Raw genomic sequence first — 19,215 nt, 5'->3', positions numbered from 1 at the left:
GGATACTTAATGCTTACTTGCCTTAAACAGGGTTTCTTTTTCCTCTTTTGTCAGTTTATCATATCCCGATTTAGAAATTTTGTCCAAAATTGAATCGATTTCTTTTTGATCAACGGACGGCTCTTTCTTCTTTACCCCAGGTTTAGCTTCGTTATTTTTAACCACCTTTAGCTTAGGCTTTTTCTTAAAAAGATTACTCCAATCTGTTCCATTCTGAAGTACCTTTATATAAGTAAACCCTACAATTGCCCCTCCAATGTGCGCAAAACTACCTCCAGCATTTGTTGAAGCAGTTCCTATCAAATCTAATATAATATAAGCTATAGCAAGGTATTTTAATTTAACATCCCCTAGTAATAGTAGCCTTATACTATAGTCGGGCACTAAAGTTGCCGTAGCCACTATAATGGCCATAACTGCTGCCGATGAACCAATAACACTGGCTCCGGAAATGCTGCTGATAAATACTGGAAAAATATTAAAGGCCAATGCAAACAATATGGCCCCTGCAAAGCCACCTGCCAGATATACAAAATGGAACTGACGAGGCTTCAAAAAATCTAAAAAAATTCTGCCTACCCAATAAAGCCATAACATGTTAAACAGCAAATGCAGAAAACCCTCATGAAAAAACTGATAGGTAAGAATAGTATAAAACCTTACCGGAAGTCTTTCCAATAATGCGGGAAAGCCTAAATACTCTCTTACTATCGCATTGAAATCAATGCCTTTCCCAGATAGGAAAAAGGGCACATTTATTAGCGCTACAAATACAAAAATAAACGTATTTATACCTATGTATAAATACGACGGATTGCCCGAGTGAAATACCTTATTCTTTAAATCCTGTATTATACTGTTATTCATAATATCTATAGAATCTATTATTGTCCTTATCTTTCCAAAGCCTAACTAAAATAAAACCTAATAATGCACCCCCCAAATGTGCATAGTGAGCTATCGAGTCGCCCGGTATTTTTGCTACTCCAAGAGACAACTCCATTATAATGTAAATGGGAATAATGTATTTTGCCTTTATTGGAACAGGGATAAACATAATATAAAGTTCAGTATTTGGATACAACATGCCAAAGGCAACCAGAAGCCCAAAGATAGCACCCGAAGCGCCTACCATTGGCCCGCCGTATATGCCCAAAAGTGTATTAGCTTGCTGTTCGGTCAATCCAGGGATGTTAATATTTCCTTGCAGGTATCCCCCATTTATACTTAGATCAGTAATCGGGTTGTTCATTACTGAACCCGTAATTTGATACACTTCATAAGCCTGAACAGCCATTTGCAGTGCTACTGCACCAAGCGCTGTTATAAGGTAAAAATTAATAAAACGTTTTGCTCCCCATCTGTTTTCTATAACGCCACCAAAGGTGAACAGGGCAAACATGTTAAAGAAAATATGCATAAAATCGCCATGCATAAACATATAGGTAATTAACTGCCAGCCCCTGAATAACTCTGAGTCAAAATAGAAAGCCCCAAACAAGTAGGTTAGATTAATGGAAGTTAAAATATACTTAGCTGCAAAGAAAATTATATTTATAATCAACAGGTTCTTTACAACAGGAGGTATATGGATGTTATTCATTCTTTATTATTTATCAAATTTTTTATCAAGTTCTGTTAATCCAATTGTTTGAATAACCGGTTTTCCGCTTATGCTAAAGTTAGGAGTTTTACAGGCAAAAAGCTGTTCAATAAGCATATTCATTTCTGCCTGTCCCAATACTGTACCACTTTTAATGGCGCTATTTCTTGCCATACTTCTCGCCAATGCATCCCTTTTATCCAGTTTCAATTCCTGCTGGGAATTTTTAAACCCTTCTATCAGATGCTCAAACAATTGGGTTTCATTTATATTATTGCTTCCCAGATCAACAGGAATCCCCTCAATTACTAACGTATTTTTACCAAATTCTCTTACCTCAAAGCCTAAACTTTTTATATCGTCCAGTAAGCTTTTAGCCAACTCATAATCACCTGGGGTTAAGGTAACCGTTTGCGGGAATAAACTTTGCTGTGAAGCCCCTTTCCTATCCTCAAGATGCAGAATAAAACGTTCATACAAAACCCTTTCATGCGCCGATTGCTGGTCTATCAACATCAGACCAGATTTAATCTGCGAGATAATGTAACGGTTGTGAAGCTGCATCAGCTGCTTCTGCACGGGAACAAACTGGTCATCGGCCTCCACACCAGGTAAATCAAGAGACGATTGCTGGGCTGGATTATGATTCGCTATCTCATAAAGTGAGCCCCAGTTTTTTGTACTAACAGGCATCTTACCCGACCCATAGCTTTTAGGAAAGCTTGCGTACGATGAATCCTGGCTGTAAGAGTTATCCCTTGGTGCTGGCTTATCGGCAGCAAAAGGATTAAAATCCGGGTTAAAGCTAATGCTTGGTGGCACTATCTCTTCAGGTGCCTTGTGGGTTATCATACTGCTAAATCCGGTTTCCTGATCGAAATCTATCGTTGGACTAATATTGAACTTCCCTAATGATCTTTTTACAGCAGAGTGAAGAATTGCATATATAGACTTTTCATCAAGGTACTTAATTTCTGTTTTGGTAGGGTGAACATTTACGTCAATCTTTGCCGGATCAATTTCTATAAACAGTACATATAACGGAAAGTTATCATCGGGCAATAACTCTTCATATGCCCGGTTCACCGCATGATTAAGATATGCATCTTTAATAAATCGGTTATTTACAAAAAAGAATTGCTCTCCACGTGTCTTTTTAGCGAACTCGGGCTTACCTATAAAACCCTTAAGGTTAATTATAGATGTTTCTTCTTCAACCGGAATTAATCGCTCATTGTAATTGTTACCAAATAAATGAACTATCCGCTGTTTTAAAGCAGATGCCGGTAACCTGTAAATTTCCACTCCATCATGATGAAGACTAAATGCAATACCTGGATTTGCCATTGCCACCCGCTGAAACTCATCAATTATATGACGCATTTCTGCAGGATTACTTTTTAAAAAGGTTCTTCTGGCTGGCGTATTAAAAAAAAGGTTTTTTATGCTGATGCCAGTCCCTTCGGCCGCAGCCACCGGTTCTTGCTTTACAAAAGTGGCTCCCTCAATCTCAATCAGGGTTCCTATTTCATCTTCATGTCGGCGTGTCTTCAGTTCTACTTGTGCAATGGCAGCAATAGAAGCCATAGCCTCACCTCTGAAGCCCATTGTCCGGATTGCGAACAAATCTTCTGCCTTACGAACCTTTGAGGTAGCATGTCGTTCGAAGCACATACGTGCATCAGTAATACTCATACCACACCCGTTATCTATAACTTGTATCAATGCCTTTCCAGCATCCTTAACAATCAACTGTATCTTATTGGCCCCCGCGTCTATCGCATTCTCTAACAGTTCTTTTACTGCCGATGCCGGGCGCTGCACCACCTCTCCTGCAGCAATTTGATTGGCTACACTATCGGGTAAAAGTTTTATAATATCTGACATTTATATTCCTTGGTAAAGGTTGCTAATTTATGTAAAATAAGCCTCATATTGACTCTTCTTTTCAGATATTTGATAGGCATTAGCCAGATATTACCATAAAATTACCATTATATTTACATCGCTGTCCGCGCATCAAAAAGTTAAAAATTACGTTTGTAAGAATAAAAACCAACATCGGGGAGAAATACACATATGAGAAAAAATAACCTGGCAGGCATTGTCACCATTAGCTTCCTTGCCCTATTTACATTCACAGCCTGCGCTCAGGATCATAAACAAAACGAACAAACACTCGCTGTTTTAACTAATATTGAGAGTAATACGATCCTCCTAAATAATCATGAAAATATAGTCCCCCTTTTAAATCTCGACAAAAAGAATATTGCTTCAGTTAATTTGGGGTTTGCCAGTCAAATCGTATTTGACAGTTTGCTAAATAAGTATACCAAAATCACCTCTTTCTCTTCTGCTAATTACCAAAATTCAGCTGCATTGAACGATTTGGAGGATGATCTTAAATATTTTAATACTGTTATCATAGCCTTGCCGGCAACATCGGCCAACGATGCCCGTAATATCAATTTTATTCAAAGTTTAAGCAGCAACAAACAGGTTATTATTTCCTTATTTGGAGATGGAAGAACACTATCTTCATTTGATGCCATTAAAGCTCCAATTATATGGACTGATCAAAACACGCCTTTGGCGGCAGCGATTATACCACAGGTAATTTTTGGAGGAATTGGGGTAAACAAAAAACTGACCACCAACTTCTCGGCCAAATACACAGCAAACTCAGGCTTCACTACACTCCCTATCCGCTTAAAATATACACTACCTGAAGATGCTGGCGTAAATGCTGATAATTTAAGAGAAATCGACAATATTGCCAATGAAGCTATTAATGCCCGGGCTACACCAGGACTTGTAGTATTAGTTGCTAAAAATGGAAAAGTGATTTTCAATAAAGGCTACGGTACGCACACATATGACGATAGAAGCCCCGATAAAGTGAACGACATATTTGACCTGGCCTCAGTAACCAAAGTTACTGCAACAACTCCAACGGTAATGCGTTTGTTTGAAGAGAAAAAACTTAAACTGGATACAAACATTGGCGCATATATTCCTAAAGCAAGAACAACTCCGATGAACAACATTCAGGTTCGCGAGGTTATGTTGCATCAGGCAGGTTTCATCCCTTATATCCCATTTCACGATGCCATTAAACCAACAGATCATAGTGCGGATTCTTCTGAGGCATATCCAACAAAAGTGGCTGATGGATATTATGTAAGAAAAGACTATTTTAAAGATGTAATGTGGCCTAAGATGCTGAACGCCCCCATCAGAACCAGGGGAAAATATGTATACAGCGACATTAGCATGTATGTAATGAAAGATATTGTAGAACGTATCAGCGGAGAGCCTTTAAACCAGTATGTTAGCGAAAATTTCTATCAACCTCTTGGCATGCAGACCGCGGGCTTTTTACCTAGAAACAGGTTCAGCAAAAATCAAATCATACCTACAGAAAACGATACCTATTTCAGAAAAACCCTATTAGTAGGATATGTTCATGATCAGGGAGCAGCATTAGTAGGAGGTGTATCGGGTCATGCCGGTCTATTTGCCAGTTCAAATGATTTGGCTATCATATACCAAATGCTATTAAACAAAGGAACGTATGGGGGCCAGCAATATTTTAAGCCGGAAACTGTGGATATGTTTACGCAAAGACAATCGGCAGTTAGCAGACGTGGTTTAGGATTTGATAGATGGGATCCGGATCTGACCAAAAAATATCCTTCTGAACTCGCTTCTTCACAAACATATGGGCATACCGGCTACACAGGGACCTGTGTGTGGGTAGACCCATCGAGAGGCTTGGTATATGTATTTCTATCGAACAGAGTTAACCCTTCCGTTACAGATAAACTAAGTACCATGAAAATTAGAGGAAGAATTGAAGACGCGATAAATAAAGCGATTGACAAAGGGGTAAAATAACCTTGTGAAAATTGCTACACAACTTTATACATTTAATAGCTACAGCCTATACAGAGGTATTTTTTTCGTAAATTAGATATAACCTAAAATCATATAATTATGAAAAAAGTATCAATTATTGTGGTCTTGCTTATGCTTGTCGCAGTATGCAGGATTCAGGCTCAAGACGATGCCATGATGAAAGCCTGGGAAGCTTACATGACACCTGGTGATGTACATAAAATGATGGCCAATGATAATGGCTCCTGGAACGCTGAGGTAACGATGTGGATGAGTCCGGATGCCCCGCCGACAAAAAGCAAAGGCTCATGCATACACACCATGGTCATGGGCGGACGTTATCAGCAATCGTCATTTAAAGGAACCATGATGGGGAAACCTTTTGAGGGGATGGGGATTATGGGGTACGATAACGCAAAAAAAATGTTTATAAGTTCCTGGATTGATAACATGGGTACAGGTATTATGAATATGGAGGGCACATGGGATGACGCTACTAAATCTATTACCCTTAAAGGTAAAACTGTAGATCCGATGACCGGTAAAGACATGGATGTTCGAGAAGTACATAAAATGGTTGACAACAAAACCCAGCTAATGGAAATGTATATGACCAATGATGGCAAGGAAATGAAAACCATGGAGATCAAATTCACCAGAAAATAAGACCCAGTCGCGTTAATTTTTAAGGCCCGATTTGTATAAATGCAAAACCGGGCCTTATTTTTATTTCTTTAGGCCTATCTCTCTCAGCCTTTCATCAAGATACTCACCTGCAGTCATGTCATCGTAAACCTTAGGATGTTCAGAATCTATACAAGATTCAAGACTTGTTAAATCCATATCTGAGCGGGGATGTAAAAAGAAAGGAACCGAAAAGCGCGAAGTTTTCATCAACTCTCTCGGCGGGTTTACTACCCTATGTGTTGTTGAACGAAGTTTATTGTTTGTTAATCTTTGCAACATGTCTCCAACATTTACAACAATATCCGTATGCCCCGCTTTAATTGGCAACCATTCATCGCTACGTGTTAACACTTCTAAACCATCTGCACTTGCCCCTATAAGTAAAGTGATGAGATTAATATCTTCATGCGCACCTGCCCGAACAGCATCATCCGGCAATGCATCCGGATCCTCAATAGGGAAATAATGGATCCCCCTTAAAATTGAATTGCCATTATGAACATGCTTATCAAAATAATCTATTGGTAGCCCAAGGTAAGTAGCTATTGCACGCAGCAGGTGCTTGCCGTTGCCCTCTAAGCGTTGATAAATCTCTCTTGTTACCTCATTAAATTCTGGAATCTCTTCCAGATACTCATTATCCGGATATTGGGCTTTAATAGGATCCCCGTCCATAACTTCCTGCCCGATTTGCCAAAATTCTTTTAAATCAGCCGTTTTAGCTCCCTTTGCTGTCTCCTTGCCAGCGCTGGTATAACCACGCTGTCCTGCAAGTTCTACTCTTTCGTACTTTCTTTTCTCTTCAGACGAAAGGCTAAACATCGATTGTATGTTTTTGTAAAGCTTATTTATTAATTCCTGACTTACACCATGATTAGTGATAGTTACAAAACCAGAATCATTAAATGCCCTGCCCAATTCGTCAGAGAATTTTTTTCGCTGTTCTTCAGTTCCATTGATGTATGAACCAAGGTCCAGACATGGAATATAAGGTGTTGACATAGTGATTTATTTTTATGAGTAATAACAATCTAATTTAAGAAACAATTGTTAATAAACATTAAAAGCCGAACTACAACTCGCATAACATCCTGCAAATAACTACCTTAAGTTATTCACAAAATCCAGATCAGAATTAGATTATCAGGTGATTGTAAAGTTAAAGTGAAATTTATTTTTTTAAAAACTAAACCCCATTCTGCTACGTAATTTTACGAAAGAAACGATTTTCAAAATTGTATAGATTATGAGAAGTATATTAATTATCACGTTAATCCTATTATCAGTTGGGGGTGCCAATGCACAGTCTAAAAATTCACAAAAGGCAACTTTTGGCATGGGATGCTTTTGGTGTTCTGAAGCGCTTTTTCAACGTCTAAATGGGGTTACAAATGTCCGATCAGGTTTTGAAGGCGGCACTGTAGCCAATCCTTCATACGAAGATGTTTGTACCGGTGCTACCGGGCACGCAGAAGTTATTGAAGTTACTTATGACCCGACCAAAATAAAATACGATGAGCTTCTTGAAGTATTTTGGAAAAGCCACGACCCAACAACGCTGAATCGTCAGGGTGCAGATGTGGGCACCCAGTATCGCTCAGTAATTTTCTATCATAATGAGGAGCAAAAAGCACTCGCAGAAAAATATAAAAAGGAATTAAATGACACCAAGGCCTTTGGCAAACCAGTTGTAACTGCCATAACCAAAGCAGCTCCATTTTATGTTGCAGAAGGATATCACCAGGATTACTTCAACAAAAATGGAGACAAGCCATACTGTCGTCTTGTAATTTTGCCTAAAGTAGAAAAACTTGAAAAGATATTTAAAGCAAAACTAAAACATTAAAATAAGCGTTACCAACAATTAAAGGGTTTATATCAAAAGTATAAACCCTTTTTATTGGTTTAATATTTGATGCAGTCAGAACAAATTATCCCCCATATGAAAAAACAAATCTTATCGATGGCTATTGTTTCAATGCTGCTTTGGAGCTGCAGTAATGAAAAAAAACCGAAAACAAACACAGATGCCTCCTTAATAGATACGATAGAAGCTGTTGACACCACACACCATGCTCAAACATCCCTTGATTGGAACGGAACATACAAAGGGATTACCCCATGTGCAGACTGTGAGGGTATAGAAACAGAAGTTACTTTAAATAAAGACATGACTTTTATAGTAAAAACAAAATATAAAGGCAAAAGCGACGAGGTATTTGAAGAAAAAGGCATCTTTAAATGGGATCAGACAGGATCAATAGTTATGCTTGAAGGCCTTAAAGACAGGCCCAACCAATTTTTTGTTGGAGAAAATACTTTAACCCAGTTGGATCTGGAAGGGAAAAAAATTACAGGAGCATTGGCAGAGAATTATATCCTGAAAAAATAAAAAAGATCCGAAGGGTGTTCAAAAAGATGTGATCAAATAAATACATCTCTTTGAACACCCTTAACATTATATCCCAATTTTAACCCCAACATTTAACCCCAAACCTCCAATATTAATATATGAGCGCAGGTCATCCGAGGGTTTTCCAGAATCATAATTAGGTTGCCCTTTAACATTCATTGTAGAATTAATTGTTTTATGGTAGTTAACTTCTCTATCTCCTATTGGCTGATCTCCAAGAGTGAGTTGCTTTGATCCTGCCGGAGTATTGGTCGCATTAACAACTACGGTTGCTGTTCCATTGTACTTTCTAAGCTCTTTGTCTTTCCCTCCTACAGAAACATTACGATACTCAATTTCCGAGAATAAGCTTATTTTATTCCCAATTGCGTAATCAAAGCCTAAAGCACTTTGAAATCCAATCGTCGGTCTTGGGTTAATACGCTCTTCACGAGCCAAAACAAGAGTTGTTCTCGTTCCGGGAGGCGATACGGTACCTTGGGATGCAGCAATCTGACCAGTTTGATCATTAACTGATGTATTGATTTGCAGATAACCTCCAACCGGAACTATTACACCAATTTTACTGTAAGGCTGGATTTTTCCTGTATTTGGAATTCGAAATACTAATGCTGGTGCTATATCGAATGCACGCACCTGCCCTACGGCATGCAGACTTAACACATTTGTTCCGTTATTTATTACCGTCTGTTTTAGCATGTCCTGCTCTTCGCTTTTAAAGTAATTAAGCCCGACTTCTAAACCGATAATTTTATTAAACTGGTACCCCCCAACTAAGCCTACCCTAAAACCTTGTCCAAATGAGCCCGTTAATGCGGTTTCAGATGTTGAAGTGGTAGCGCTTGCACCAGTTCCTGTAATTGTTGTTGTTTTGTCTCTGGCCAACTGACCATTTATTGCTGGAAATTCAACAGGGGTTACTTTCATAAAATAACTACCTGTTGGTTTAATGTAAAAGCCCTTTTCTTGTGCTGATGATGATAAAGAGGCTGCGGCGAGTAATACTACTGATAAAATTAAGTTTTTCATATTTGATTAAATTTATGCATGCATAGTATTTAACGCGCAAAGTCAGGAAAAAGTTTGTTATCATTTTAAAGTCATAAGCTCCCGTATTTTTTTTTGTTTTACTTAACGTGACTACATTTGCTAACACTGTTATTTTTAAAACTTGTGTTAGAGCAAAAAGACAGATAAACATAAAAACTAAAAAAAATTCAATATGAGCTTAATAGAAGCCTTAAACTGGCGATACGCCACAAAAAAAATGAATGGTGAAAAAGTTTCACAAGATAAGGTTGATCAGATTCTGGCAGCTGCACATTTGGCGCCAACATCATCAGGCTTACAACCATTTAAAATTATAGTTGTTACCAATCCAGAGCTTAAAGAAAAAATTAAGGATGTAGCTTTCGGACAGTCCCAGATTACTGATTGTTCTCATTTATTGGTTTTCGCTGCCTGGGATAATTATACTGAAGATCGCATCAAAGCAGTTTTTAACCATACCAATAGCGAACGAGGATTACCTGAATCAGCAACAGCTGATTATGTAAACAGACTGATAGGCATTTATACCGCAAGAACCGAGGAAGAGAACTTTCATCACGCTGCCAAACAATCTTATATCGGCTTTGGAGTTGCCTTAACTGAAGCAGCTATATTAAAAGTTGATGCTACACCAATGGAAGGTTTTGAGGCGGATAAACTTGATGAATTATTAGGTTTAAGAGAGCAAGGACTACGCAGTACAACCCTATTACCATTAGGATACAGAGATACAGAAGGAGACTGGTTGGTTAACCTTAAAAAGGTTCGAGTACCTTTAAAAGATTTTGTATTAGAATCTAATTAATACGGTGAATATGCTTTAACGCATTAAGCGTAACAAAAAAATTAAGAAGATCCTGAAATTCATATTCAGGGTCTTTTTTTGTCTTATCATCTCCCCCTTCACCAATCATATTATGTCAAAATATGTTAAAGATGCAATGTAACTAACCTATTCAATTCATAAATGAATATATTAGCATGATTAACAGTATACATTCATATTGATGAGATTCGTAAAATTTGTAATTGCCCTAATATTATTTTCAACTGCTGCTCAGTCTTCTTTACATGCGCAGCAAGACAGTATTGTTTTAGACAACATAATGAACAAATCCAAAAAACTGGCGGAAGAACGACCGACAGAAAGAGTTTATGTTCATTTCGACAAACCATACTATAGTGTGGCCGACACCATCTGGTTTAAAACATACTTAACTATGGAACAGAATCTTCCGTCTATTCTAAGTAAGATAGTTTATGTTGATGTGATAAATAGCAGCGATTCCCTTGTTCAAAGTATAAAAATTCCTGTTGTAAAAGGCGTAGCAACCGGGAATATACCACTTACTCCCGGCACTTATAAGCAAGGCAACTATTATATCAAGGCATATACTTTATGGATGCTGAATTTTGGTGATAGCTTTTTCTTTACCAAGACTATTCCGGTTGGAGAGGCTATAGATAAACAATTAAATACTCACTTCAGCTACAAAACCACTCAAACAGATAAAAACCAAAGCATTGATGCTATAATCCAATTCAAAAACAGTGAAAACGTTGTACAGGCCAATAAAACAGTAAACTGGCGGGTAACCTCTAACTTTGATCTTGTAAGTAAGGGAAAAGGGACTACCGACCAGAACGGAATTTTAAAAATTAAGATTGATTCACGTAAAAATGAAGCTATTACCAATGGAGAGCTCATAACCGATATGGTTCTAAGTGAAACTAATACTGCTACTTCGACTTTTAAGCTTAAACCAGTTAAAAGTGTTAATGATGTTCAATTCTTCCCTGAGGGCGGAGATTTAATTAGTGGTATCGCTTCAAGAATAGCCTTTAAAGCTATTAATGGTGCGGGATTAGGGATTGATTTAAAAGGTACCATTACCGACAATGGCGGTAATACGCTTAGTAATTTTACATCAACTCACTTAGGTATGGGTTCTTTTTACCTAAATCCGGAGAGCAATAAAGTATATACCGCCAATGTTACTTTTAAAGATGGCACTACCAAAAGTTTTGAACTACCAAAACCTATCGCTTCTGGCATTACACTTCAGGTAGCCAATACAGATCCATTAGCATTAAACATTAAAATATTTGCCAACGAAACATATTTCGCTGCCAATAAAGGTAAAATGGTATTTATTGTAGGATCCAATGGTGGGATTGTTTACTATGCCGCAAAAACCAAGTTAAATAACCTGGTTACCAATGCTAAAATCCCAAAAGATAAGTTTCCATCGGGTATAACTCAAATTACACTGTTCTCCGAAACTGGTGATCCAATCAGCGAAAGACTGGCCTTCAACTATCCGAAAAATACGGTAAGCGTAACATTAAAAACCGACTTGCCAGCCTACAAACGCAGACAAAAGGTAAAAATGACTGTGACTGCCAAGAACGGCACTGTACCTATGGAAGGAAGCTATTCAATTTCTGTTACTGACGACCAGAAAGTTCCGGTTAATGAGGACAATGAAATAACAATTTTAAGTTCATTGCTGCTAACATCAGACTTGAAAGGATATGTTGAAAAACCAAACTACTATTTCAATAAACCTGATGAGAAAAAAATAAGTGATCTGGATGTACTACTGCTTACTCAAGGGTATCGTCGCTTTAATTTTAAGGATATAATGACCGGGCAACTTCCTCCGGTTACTTTATTACCGGAACAAGATATGCGAATTACAGGTACATTAAGAGACCGCACGGGCATGCCAGTAAGAAAGGGCGCATTAAGACTAACCGTTACAGGAAGCAAATACGCTGCTGAAACCATGACTAATAATACAGGTATTTTTGCCTTCCCTAATCTGAATATTCCTGATTCTTCTGAGGTTGTAATAAATGCAAAATATAGTGCCAATGGCTCAAGCTTAATGATATTGCTTGATGGGCAAATGGCCCCTCCGCTTACCAAAAACCCAGAGCACCTGGACGAGGTTGTTAATATAGATAGTGCACTTGCACCTTATTTAAATAACAGTAAAAAACAATATAGCTACCTTCGTACTCTTAAAGAGGTAAAAATTGAAGGCGCAAAAGTAAAACGACCAAGTCATGCCGACTATCCATCATTAGCTGGCTTAAGCAATATTACCGGAACAACAATAGATGGCGATCGTTTTCAGGGATGCAATATGTTTGCCCTATGCCTACAAACTCAGGCAATGGGCTTAACTTTTTTTGAAAACAATTTCTATGTCACCAGAGATTATAATCAAGGAAACAAAACACCTGTTCAGATCTTTATTAATGGTACACCTAGTGATTATTTTGCGTTAACTGCTGTTCAAACTTCAGAAGTTGAATCTGTTGAGATATTTCCAAGAGATGAGCTGGGTACAGTAAACAGATTATATGGTACCAATGGTGTATTAGTTGTTAACCTTAAGAAGGCTCCAAAAGGCACAAAAATGAGTTTAGCAGAATTTAAAAAGCTTATGCCTGAAGCTAACCTATTAAAATTTAGCCCTAAAGGATTTAGTACACAAAGGGAGTTTTATTCCCCTAAGTATATAAATGCTGCGAATACCTATAATTTTAATGATTTACGTAGTACGATTTACTGGAACCCTAAAGTGGTTACTGATTCAACAGGCGTGCTGTCATTAGAGTATTACAATGGTGATGGCAATGGCACCTACAGAGCTGTAATTGAAGGGGTAGACAAAGATGGAAACATATCTCGTTCTGTTTACCGTTATTCTATTAAATAACGGGGATTATTCCCCGTTATTTTCTTTCTCTTCATGTTCACATTTAATGCCCTCCTGGGTCATTTTCCAAACAGTAAACTCGCTACTTGAATCATGATCACAGTCCCAGTATCCATATCCGTCCAGGTATCGGCTAAAGTTTTTGCTTATATTAAGCCTGGTTCCAACAGGAACCTTTAAGGTAAGTTCAACCTCTTGTCCGCGCCAGTTACCAGCCTTAATAAACTGTAACATCGGACTAAAGGTTAATAAAGAATCATGCTGTAAAAAATCATAATGGATATTTTGTGCATTCTTTAAAGCCATTTCAAAGGTTTTACCTCTCGCTTTATAATATTGACTTAAATAACTCTTCCCGTTCTCACTTTTCTCAATATTCAACCTGATGTTTCTTGGTGCATCAAATTTATGATCAAGATCAGTTAAAATTCTTCTGCCGTTATAATTTCCAGGGTCTATGCTATAGCGTAAACTGTCTTCTTTTGTAAAGAATCTAGTCCTGTCTATGTTTAATGTGTACACTTGGTAAGGTTTAATGTCGTTCACCTGTGTAAATTCTGCCCCCTCCTTAAACTCAGATCCAATTTTAACCACATAAAATGAAGCTACTGCAACACCTGCAAGCCAAATAATCAACAAGCCAAATGAAAGCGACTTATTAGCGGGTCTGCTGTTAAAGGCTACTCTTATAGAAAAAAGTACAAGAGCTAAAACCGGAATCGCAAAAACCAAAAACACAGCAACAATTGACGCAGTAAGATAATCCTGATTTACTATGTTAAGTGGAAACATCTGATAAATATTTGAGTCCCATAGTCCTAGTAAAGCTGCCAGGGCAACAATCAGACTTAAAATACATAACGATCCAAAAGCTATAATACCGGCAGCAATGATTTTAAATATAACCTTACCTGTCCCATTAATAAAGTTACCTAAAACATCAAGAAACTCAGCAATAAAGCCCCTTGATTGCTGTGCTAAAGGCTGCAGATAACTATTGGCAAAGCCTTTCAGATTAGCTTCTTCACCTCTCATAGTCATTTTTTCAGCCTTGGTTACAGCCCGTGGTATCATTATCCATAATACAACGTAAGCCAATATCCCTGATCCACCAAGAAAAATAGTAGCAATGGCTATAAGCCTAACTAAACGCGATTCAATATCCAGATAATGGCTTAAGCCAGAGCATACACCGGCAATCATTGCCTGATCAGTATCTCTGTAAAGTTTCTTTACACTAAAATGAGGAGGGGCAACATACTCTTCAGGCTCCTCTTCAGATGATTCAAAATCTTTTACTGAACCCATCTGGGCAATAACAGTCTGAACGTCCTGAAAATTAACCACCTGTCTTTGCTCATTAGCTAGTATTTCTACAAACATTTCAGCAATCCTGTTCTCAATATCGGTTACAATTTCAAAATCATCCGCATTCCGTGCAAAATGCTGCTTTACTTCGTTTAAATAAACCGTTAGTATTTCATAGGCGTCCTCTTCTATATGAATGATGGAGTTGCCAATATTTATGTTGAGTGTCTTCTTCATTACTTATTTATATTTATTTGGTTGTTGGTATCATTATCTGCAACTTTTTTAGAAGTATTTATTGCATACGATAGCTCCTGCCAGGTAGAGTCAAGCTGGATTAGTATCGATTTACCCTTTTCTGTAAGCAAATAATATTTTCTGGGCGGACCGGAGGTCGATTCAACCCAATTATAGCTCAACAATCCATTATTCTTTAGGCGGGTCAGTAATGGATATAAAGTCCCTTCCACAACAAGCAACCTCGCTGATTTTAATTCAACTATAATATCTGAGGCGTAAATCTCACCTCTGGATATGATAAGAAGCACACAGTATTCCAGTATGCCCTTTCGCATTTGCGTTTGCGTATTTTCTGCTATCATAATACAAAGTTATATGTTTTATATAGTAATATGCAATACATAGTACTGTATAAAATTCAAAAAAATACATATCTAATTGATAAACAGGTAAATAATTTTAAACAAAAGATGAGTCAAGAGAAAGCAATAACATGAATGTTAACGAAAATAGGAAGTTATTAACATTTTAACACTGCTGCCTGAGTTTGGCTCACAGTTTGCAATAATCAACTGCATCTACTTGAAAACCATCTACCTATGTTAACAAAAACTTATTCCTTATTTAACATATTCGCAAGGCGAAAAGAGGAAGCTCCCCCTAAAGAATTAACCAGAAAACAATGGATAGCTGGCGATCGGATTGTAATGATCTTACTTTTTCTCAGTGTTATTATTGGTGCAATTATTTTCTCGTAATTACAGCAGTAGGGTATCTATTCTGTGAGCCTGTACCCTACCTTGATGTTCAGACCATGTATAGATTGTAAAATGTCCATCCTGAGAAGCCACCAAAGCCGTGGCATCTCTTTGATCATGAACAAATTGAGCAGCTGAAAGATGCCTTGTTCCGCCAACTTTTGAAGGATGGATTACTACACCATCACCTCCTGTAATTGGTTCAGAAAAAGAAATCTCATCTACATTATCTTTTCCTTTTGCCCGTCCTATTTTTGCTCCAAATGCCAATAACTCATACTGGTTACTAATAACCGTAGCTCCATCAACAGCAGTTAAACCTGCCAAATGCTCTACCTCTCTTTTTAAAGCAGTTTGCCAAAAAATCTGACTTGCCTCTTTGCGGTCCTGTTGCAAAAGTTTAGAAAGCCCTGTAAAAGAAGGCTGCACATAATATTGAATAGGTTTAATAATTGACTGCAGCCAATTATTTGTTTCATTAGGCACTACCAGCAAAGTTCCGCCCCTACCATGAGCCCGCATAGATACAGCAAGCTGTATAAGTACATTAGCAGAATCATTCCAATATGAAGGAGCAGTAAGATCAAGTAGAGATAAAAGTATTGGCGGACAGTCTGGCACACTTGTACTTTGTCCATCAACCATTTTTACCTGGTCACCTTTAAGAACAGCAATGTTCGTAAATTTACCGAAACCATAAATCCTTCTGTGTTTAATAACAAGTAGCGCAGGTTCCGAAACATCCAGTACAAAACAAAAATTAGGAATACTAACAGTGGTTCCCCAAATGTAAAGCGCACCCTCCTCTTCCCAAACGCCCAAATGCACCCCTGCACGCTCTACACCCGGGGCGATTTTAGTTAATGTCCCCGGGTTTAAAGGTAGCCTGCTTTTAAACAGTAACGGATTTCCTGCTTGTTGCGGGGGCAAAAATGCCAGTGATATTTTTGGTGAATGCCCTTCTTCTTTGCGTAAGCTTGCCCAAAAAGTAGCATCAATTATAGCCTCAACTATGCCTGCGGTAGGCAATGGTGCAAGGTCATCCTCTCCACTATCTTTGGCAGCAGCAAGGTGCGCGGCAAAAATAGCCTCAACTTTAGGGGCAATAATCCGTGCTGCCTGATAGGTAGATTGGTAGATCATGCCATAAAGTTAAGCTATTCGATTTATTTAATTGTATATCTAATGCCAAAAAATCCCCGTATTCCTTGGTTCGGACCATAAACATAGGTCGGATCAAAAGTAAGTCCATATGGGTTATCTACATCCAAATGCTTATCAAATGGATCGTTAGCCCTTGCAATTATAAATGGATTCCCTCTATTTGGAGTCCAGTTTAACAAATTCTTTATCCCTCCGTACAATTCAAACCGATTAAATCCACTAAATGTAAATTGAATATTTTGAATGCTCCATACTGGCGAAAATTCTTTGCGGGGGTCGAGCTCGCTTAATAACGGTAAACGCATCGGACTATAAATATTGCCCGTATAATCTACTGCCAGGTTAAGTGGTTTAATTTTATAAGAAACCGTCCAGTTTCCTGAAAATTTTTCTGTAAGAATTTGTTGCTTCTTAACACCATTTTCAAAGCTGGCCACATCCTGGTAAGTTGCTCCAATCATAACCTTAAGTCCATTGCTAAAAGCCATGTCAATACTTGTACTTAACCCCTTACTTACTGCGTACCCATTTAAATTATCGTAAATAATTTTATTAGGATCTGTATCAAAATCACCTATAATCCTGTTATTAAAATAAGTGTAAAACGCTGAACTTTCAATTCCGATAAACGTCCCATTGTCAGCATACATCTTCTTTAAATAATTTAAATTAACATTATAAGTTTTTTCAGGCTTTAATTCATGTGCAATCTCTACAGTTCTTGCACCAGTTAAGGCTGCATGATCTTCTGTAAATATATTTACTACCCTAAATCCGGTCCCTGCATTTAACCTAATAATATTATTATCGTTTATATTCCATTTGTAAGCCACTCTGGGCGTAAAAATATTTCCATGAACAGAATTATAATCATACCTGAATCCTGCAAGAAACTTATGTTTGGAGTTTAACGATATTTCATCCTGAATAAAGACGCCGGGCAGCCAGGTATTTTTTGCAATAGCCTGATTCAGACCTGTTGTGGCAGGAGTATTATCATCGTAAAATGTATATCTCAAAGCAGCTCCCAGCAAGAGATCATGCTTGTCAATTTTTTTATCCCATGTAAGCTGGGTAAAACCGATCTTCTGTTCGGCTATGTACGAAGTAGTACCGTATCTGCTATCCTGATTATGTTCATTATATGAAAAAGCCAGAAATAATTTCTCTTTTACTGGCAGTTGATAGTTCCCTATTACTTCCCAGCGTTTAGTATAAATACTTTCGCCATATACCTGGTCTCCTCCTCTAAACGATTTATTCCACTGCATTTCTCCGCCCCACCTGTCCTCATACATATATCTGCCACCCAGTGTAAATATCCTTTTGTTCTTTCTTTCAAAGCTCCATTTTTGAAATACAGAAACCCGATCCTGAAGTGTTACATCTGTAAAGTTATCATGATTATGATCAACAGGATTTCCATACTTAAAATAATTCACCCCAGTTAAGGCAACGGCTTTCTTCCCAATATTAAACTTAAACCCCAGATCAGCATTATATTCCTTGTAATCAGTAGCAAAAAAATCAGCAGAAATCAGAGGTGCATTTTCAGGCTTCTTGGTAATAATATTAATAAGCCCCCCAACAGCCTCACTACCATAAAGAGACGAAGCAGGTCCCTTAACAATTTCAATCTGCTCAACCAATGAATTTGGGATACCCGAAAGTCCATAAACTGTCGAAAGGCTGCTTACTATTGGCATGCCATCAATCAAAATCATGGTATATGGGCCTTCAAGACCATTAATATGAATATCACCGGTATTACAAATATTACAATTAAGCTGTGGCCTAACCCCGTTTACATTCTGAAGAGCTTCAAAAATACTTGGAGTAGGATTTTTTTTAAAATAACCAGGAGTGTATACCTCAACCGGAACCGGGCTTTCTAGTCTGTTCACTTCCTTTAAAGTTCCCGTAACCACAACCTCGTTTAAATCATTTTGAAGATTACTAAGGTCAAAATCAAGAACCAATGTCTCTCCACTTTTCAACACAATAGTCTTAACCATTTTTCTAAATCCTACCGCCGAAGCCTGAATTTTATAGGTTCCCGAAGGAACTTTAATAAAAGTATAATTTCCCATACTATCAGTTCGAGCCGCTAGTTGGGTTCCTTCTATCTTAATATTTACAAGGGGCAGGGCAGTTTCCTCAGAAATAATTTTTCCACTAATACTTCCCGTTTGCCCCATAGCATTAACAACAAACAGCATCAAAATAAAGGAGAGTAAAGTTTTACTTAGCATATATTTATATCGATCTAATAATTTAATAATTTTAACAAAACTATAAAAGTTAGATTAGTCTAACAAATATAATTTGACATTTATTATTTTTATTTCGCTTTATAAAGCGATA

Annotated in this window: 15 protein-coding genes; 6 read left to right on the top strand and 9 right to left on the bottom strand. The window is 37.7% G+C overall.

The window, feature by feature from the left end; all coding sequences use genetic code 11:
* Positions 1–6: 6 nt before the first annotated feature.
* From CPT03_RS20880 to mutL, 3 genes are read right to left on the bottom strand one after another with little or no spacing between them, the layout of a single operon-like run.
* Positions 7–867 carry a rhomboid family intramembrane serine protease gene (locus CPT03_RS20880; RefSeq protein WP_099440642.1) on the bottom strand — a complete coding sequence of 287 codons (861 nt, stop codon included), beginning with the start codon at positions 865–867 and terminating at the stop codon, positions 7–9.
* Positions 860–1,603 carry a rhomboid family intramembrane serine protease gene (locus CPT03_RS20875; protein WP_099440641.1) on the bottom strand — a complete coding sequence of 248 codons (744 nt, stop codon included), beginning with the start codon at positions 1,601–1,603 and terminating at the stop codon, positions 860–862. Before CPT03_RS20875 ends, CPT03_RS20880 begins: the two co-directional genes overlap by 8 nt.
* A 6-nt stretch (positions 1,604–1,609) precedes the next feature.
* The gene (gene mutL, locus CPT03_RS20870; RefSeq protein WP_099440640.1) at positions 1,610–3,490 is read right to left on the bottom strand and encodes a DNA mismatch repair endonuclease MutL; all 1,881 of its coding nucleotides are present in this window, start codon (positions 3,488–3,490) and stop codon (positions 1,610–1,612) included.
* 192 nt (positions 3,491–3,682) lie between these two features.
* Here mutL and CPT03_RS20865 point away from each other — a divergent pair, with 192 nt between their 5' ends.
* Positions 3,683–5,500, top strand: a complete 1,818-nt coding sequence (locus tag CPT03_RS20865; protein ID WP_099440639.1) for a serine hydrolase domain-containing protein — start codon at positions 3,683–3,685, stop codon at positions 5,498–5,500.
* A gap of 99 nt (positions 5,501–5,599) precedes the next feature.
* Positions 5,600–6,166 (top strand): DUF1579 domain-containing protein, encoded by a 567-nt coding sequence (locus CPT03_RS20860; protein WP_099440638.1) that lies wholly within the window; start codon positions 5,600–5,602, stop codon positions 6,164–6,166.
* Between the two features lie 60 nt (positions 6,167–6,226).
* On the opposite strand, the gene CPT03_RS20855 is transcribed toward CPT03_RS20860, so the two are convergent.
* Positions 6,227–7,189 (bottom strand): isopenicillin N synthase family dioxygenase, encoded by a 963-nt coding sequence (locus tag CPT03_RS20855; RefSeq protein ID WP_099440637.1) that lies wholly within the window; start codon positions 7,187–7,189, stop codon positions 6,227–6,229.
* A 244-nt stretch (positions 7,190–7,433) separates the two neighbouring features.
* Here CPT03_RS20855 and msrA point away from each other — a divergent pair, with 244 nt between their 5' ends.
* Both msrA and CPT03_RS20845 read left to right on the top strand, forming a co-directional pair.
* Entirely contained in the window at positions 7,434–8,033 is a 600-nt protein-coding gene (gene msrA, locus CPT03_RS20850) for a peptide-methionine (S)-S-oxide reductase MsrA (RefSeq protein ID WP_099440636.1), read from the top strand.
* 96 nt (positions 8,034–8,129) lie between these two features.
* Positions 8,130–8,579 (top strand): copper resistance protein NlpE, encoded by a 450-nt coding sequence (locus CPT03_RS20845; RefSeq protein ID WP_099440635.1) that lies wholly within the window; start codon positions 8,130–8,132, stop codon positions 8,577–8,579.
* 66 nt (positions 8,580–8,645) lie between these two features.
* Here the strand turns inward: CPT03_RS20845 and CPT03_RS20840 are convergent, their stop codons facing one another.
* A complete protein-coding gene (locus tag CPT03_RS20840) occupies positions 8,646–9,629 on the bottom strand; it encodes an outer membrane beta-barrel protein (RefSeq protein WP_099440634.1) in 984 nt (327 codons plus the stop codon).
* A gap of 193 nt (positions 9,630–9,822) precedes the next feature.
* Here CPT03_RS20840 and CPT03_RS20835 point away from each other — a divergent pair, with 193 nt between their 5' ends.
* Both CPT03_RS20835 and CPT03_RS20830 read left to right on the top strand, forming a co-directional pair.
* Positions 9,823–10,455, top strand: coding sequence for an NAD(P)H-dependent oxidoreductase (locus tag CPT03_RS20835; protein ID WP_099440633.1), 633 nt, complete (start codon positions 9,823–9,825; stop codon positions 10,453–10,455).
* A gap of 202 nt (positions 10,456–10,657) precedes the next feature.
* Entirely contained in the window at positions 10,658–13,381 is a 2,724-nt protein-coding gene (locus CPT03_RS20830) for a carboxypeptidase-like regulatory domain-containing protein (protein ID WP_099440632.1), read from the top strand.
* A 6-nt stretch (positions 13,382–13,387) separates the two neighbouring features.
* Here CPT03_RS20830 and CPT03_RS20825 read toward each other — a convergent pair whose 3' ends face one another.
* The 4 genes from CPT03_RS20825 to CPT03_RS20810 form a co-directional block, all read right to left on the bottom strand.
* A complete protein-coding gene (locus CPT03_RS20825) occupies positions 13,388–14,926 on the bottom strand; it encodes a PspC domain-containing protein (protein ID WP_099440631.1) in 1,539 nt (512 codons plus the stop codon).
* Positions 14,926–15,291: a PadR family transcriptional regulator gene (locus tag CPT03_RS20820; protein ID WP_099440630.1), complete on the bottom strand. Its 366-nt coding sequence runs from the start codon at positions 15,289–15,291 to the stop codon at positions 14,926–14,928. The genes CPT03_RS20825 and CPT03_RS20820 overlap by 1 nt, the downstream gene beginning before the upstream one ends.
* Positions 15,292–15,687: 396 nt before the next feature.
* On the bottom strand, positions 15,688–16,830 hold the full coding sequence (locus tag CPT03_RS20815) for a putative sensor domain DACNV-containing protein (RefSeq protein WP_099440629.1): 1,143 nt from the start codon (positions 16,828–16,830) through the stop codon (positions 15,688–15,690).
* 23 nt (positions 16,831–16,853) lie between these two features.
* On the bottom strand, positions 16,854–19,103 hold the full coding sequence (locus tag CPT03_RS20810; protein ID WP_099440628.1) for a TonB-dependent receptor: 2,250 nt from the start codon (positions 19,101–19,103) through the stop codon (positions 16,854–16,856).
* Positions 19,104–19,215: the final 112 nt, after the last annotated feature.

The organism is Pedobacter ginsengisoli (assembly GCF_002736205.1).
Lineage (GTDB): Bacteria > Bacteroidota > Bacteroidia > Sphingobacteriales > Sphingobacteriaceae > Pedobacter > Pedobacter ginsengisoli_A.
Note: the sequence above shows the minus strand (reverse complement) of the source record. Positions and strands in the feature narration are given on the sequence as shown.

Coding starts and splice junctions, on each gene's coding strand:
- CPT03_RS20880 (WP_099440642.1), bottom strand. CDS start 867: ATGAATAACAGTATAATACAGGATTTAAAGAATAAGGTATTTCACTCG.
- CPT03_RS20875 (WP_099440641.1), bottom strand. CDS start 1,603: ATGAATAACATCCATATACCTCCTGTTGTAAAGAACCTGTTGATTATA.
- mutL (WP_099440640.1), bottom strand. CDS start 3,490: ATGTCAGATATTATAAAACTTTTACCCGATAGTGTAGCCAATCAAATT.
- CPT03_RS20865 (WP_099440639.1), top strand. CDS start 3,683: ATGAGAAAAAATAACCTGGCAGGCATTGTCACCATTAGCTTCCTTGCC.
- CPT03_RS20860 (WP_099440638.1), top strand. CDS start 5,600: ATGAAAAAAGTATCAATTATTGTGGTCTTGCTTATGCTTGTCGCAGTA.
- CPT03_RS20855 (WP_099440637.1), bottom strand. CDS start 7,189: ATGTCAACACCTTATATTCCATGTCTGGACCTTGGTTCATACATCAAT.
- msrA (WP_099440636.1), top strand. CDS start 7,434: ATGAGAAGTATATTAATTATCACGTTAATCCTATTATCAGTTGGGGGT.
- CPT03_RS20845 (WP_099440635.1), top strand. CDS start 8,130: ATGAAAAAACAAATCTTATCGATGGCTATTGTTTCAATGCTGCTTTGG.
- CPT03_RS20840 (WP_099440634.1), bottom strand. CDS start 9,629: ATGAAAAACTTAATTTTATCAGTAGTATTACTCGCCGCAGCCTCTTTA.
- CPT03_RS20835 (WP_099440633.1), top strand. CDS start 9,823: ATGAGCTTAATAGAAGCCTTAAACTGGCGATACGCCACAAAAAAAATG.
- CPT03_RS20830 (WP_099440632.1), top strand. CDS start 10,658: ATGAGATTCGTAAAATTTGTAATTGCCCTAATATTATTTTCAACTGCT.
- CPT03_RS20825 (WP_099440631.1), bottom strand. CDS start 14,926: ATGAAGAAGACACTCAACATAAATATTGGCAACTCCATCATTCATATA.
- CPT03_RS20820 (WP_099440630.1), bottom strand. CDS start 15,291: ATGATAGCAGAAAATACGCAAACGCAAATGCGAAAGGGCATACTGGAA.
- CPT03_RS20815 (WP_099440629.1), bottom strand. CDS start 16,830: ATGATCTACCAATCTACCTATCAGGCAGCACGGATTATTGCCCCTAAA.
- CPT03_RS20810 (WP_099440628.1), bottom strand. CDS start 19,103: ATGCTAAGTAAAACTTTACTCTCCTTTATTTTGATGCTGTTTGTTGTT.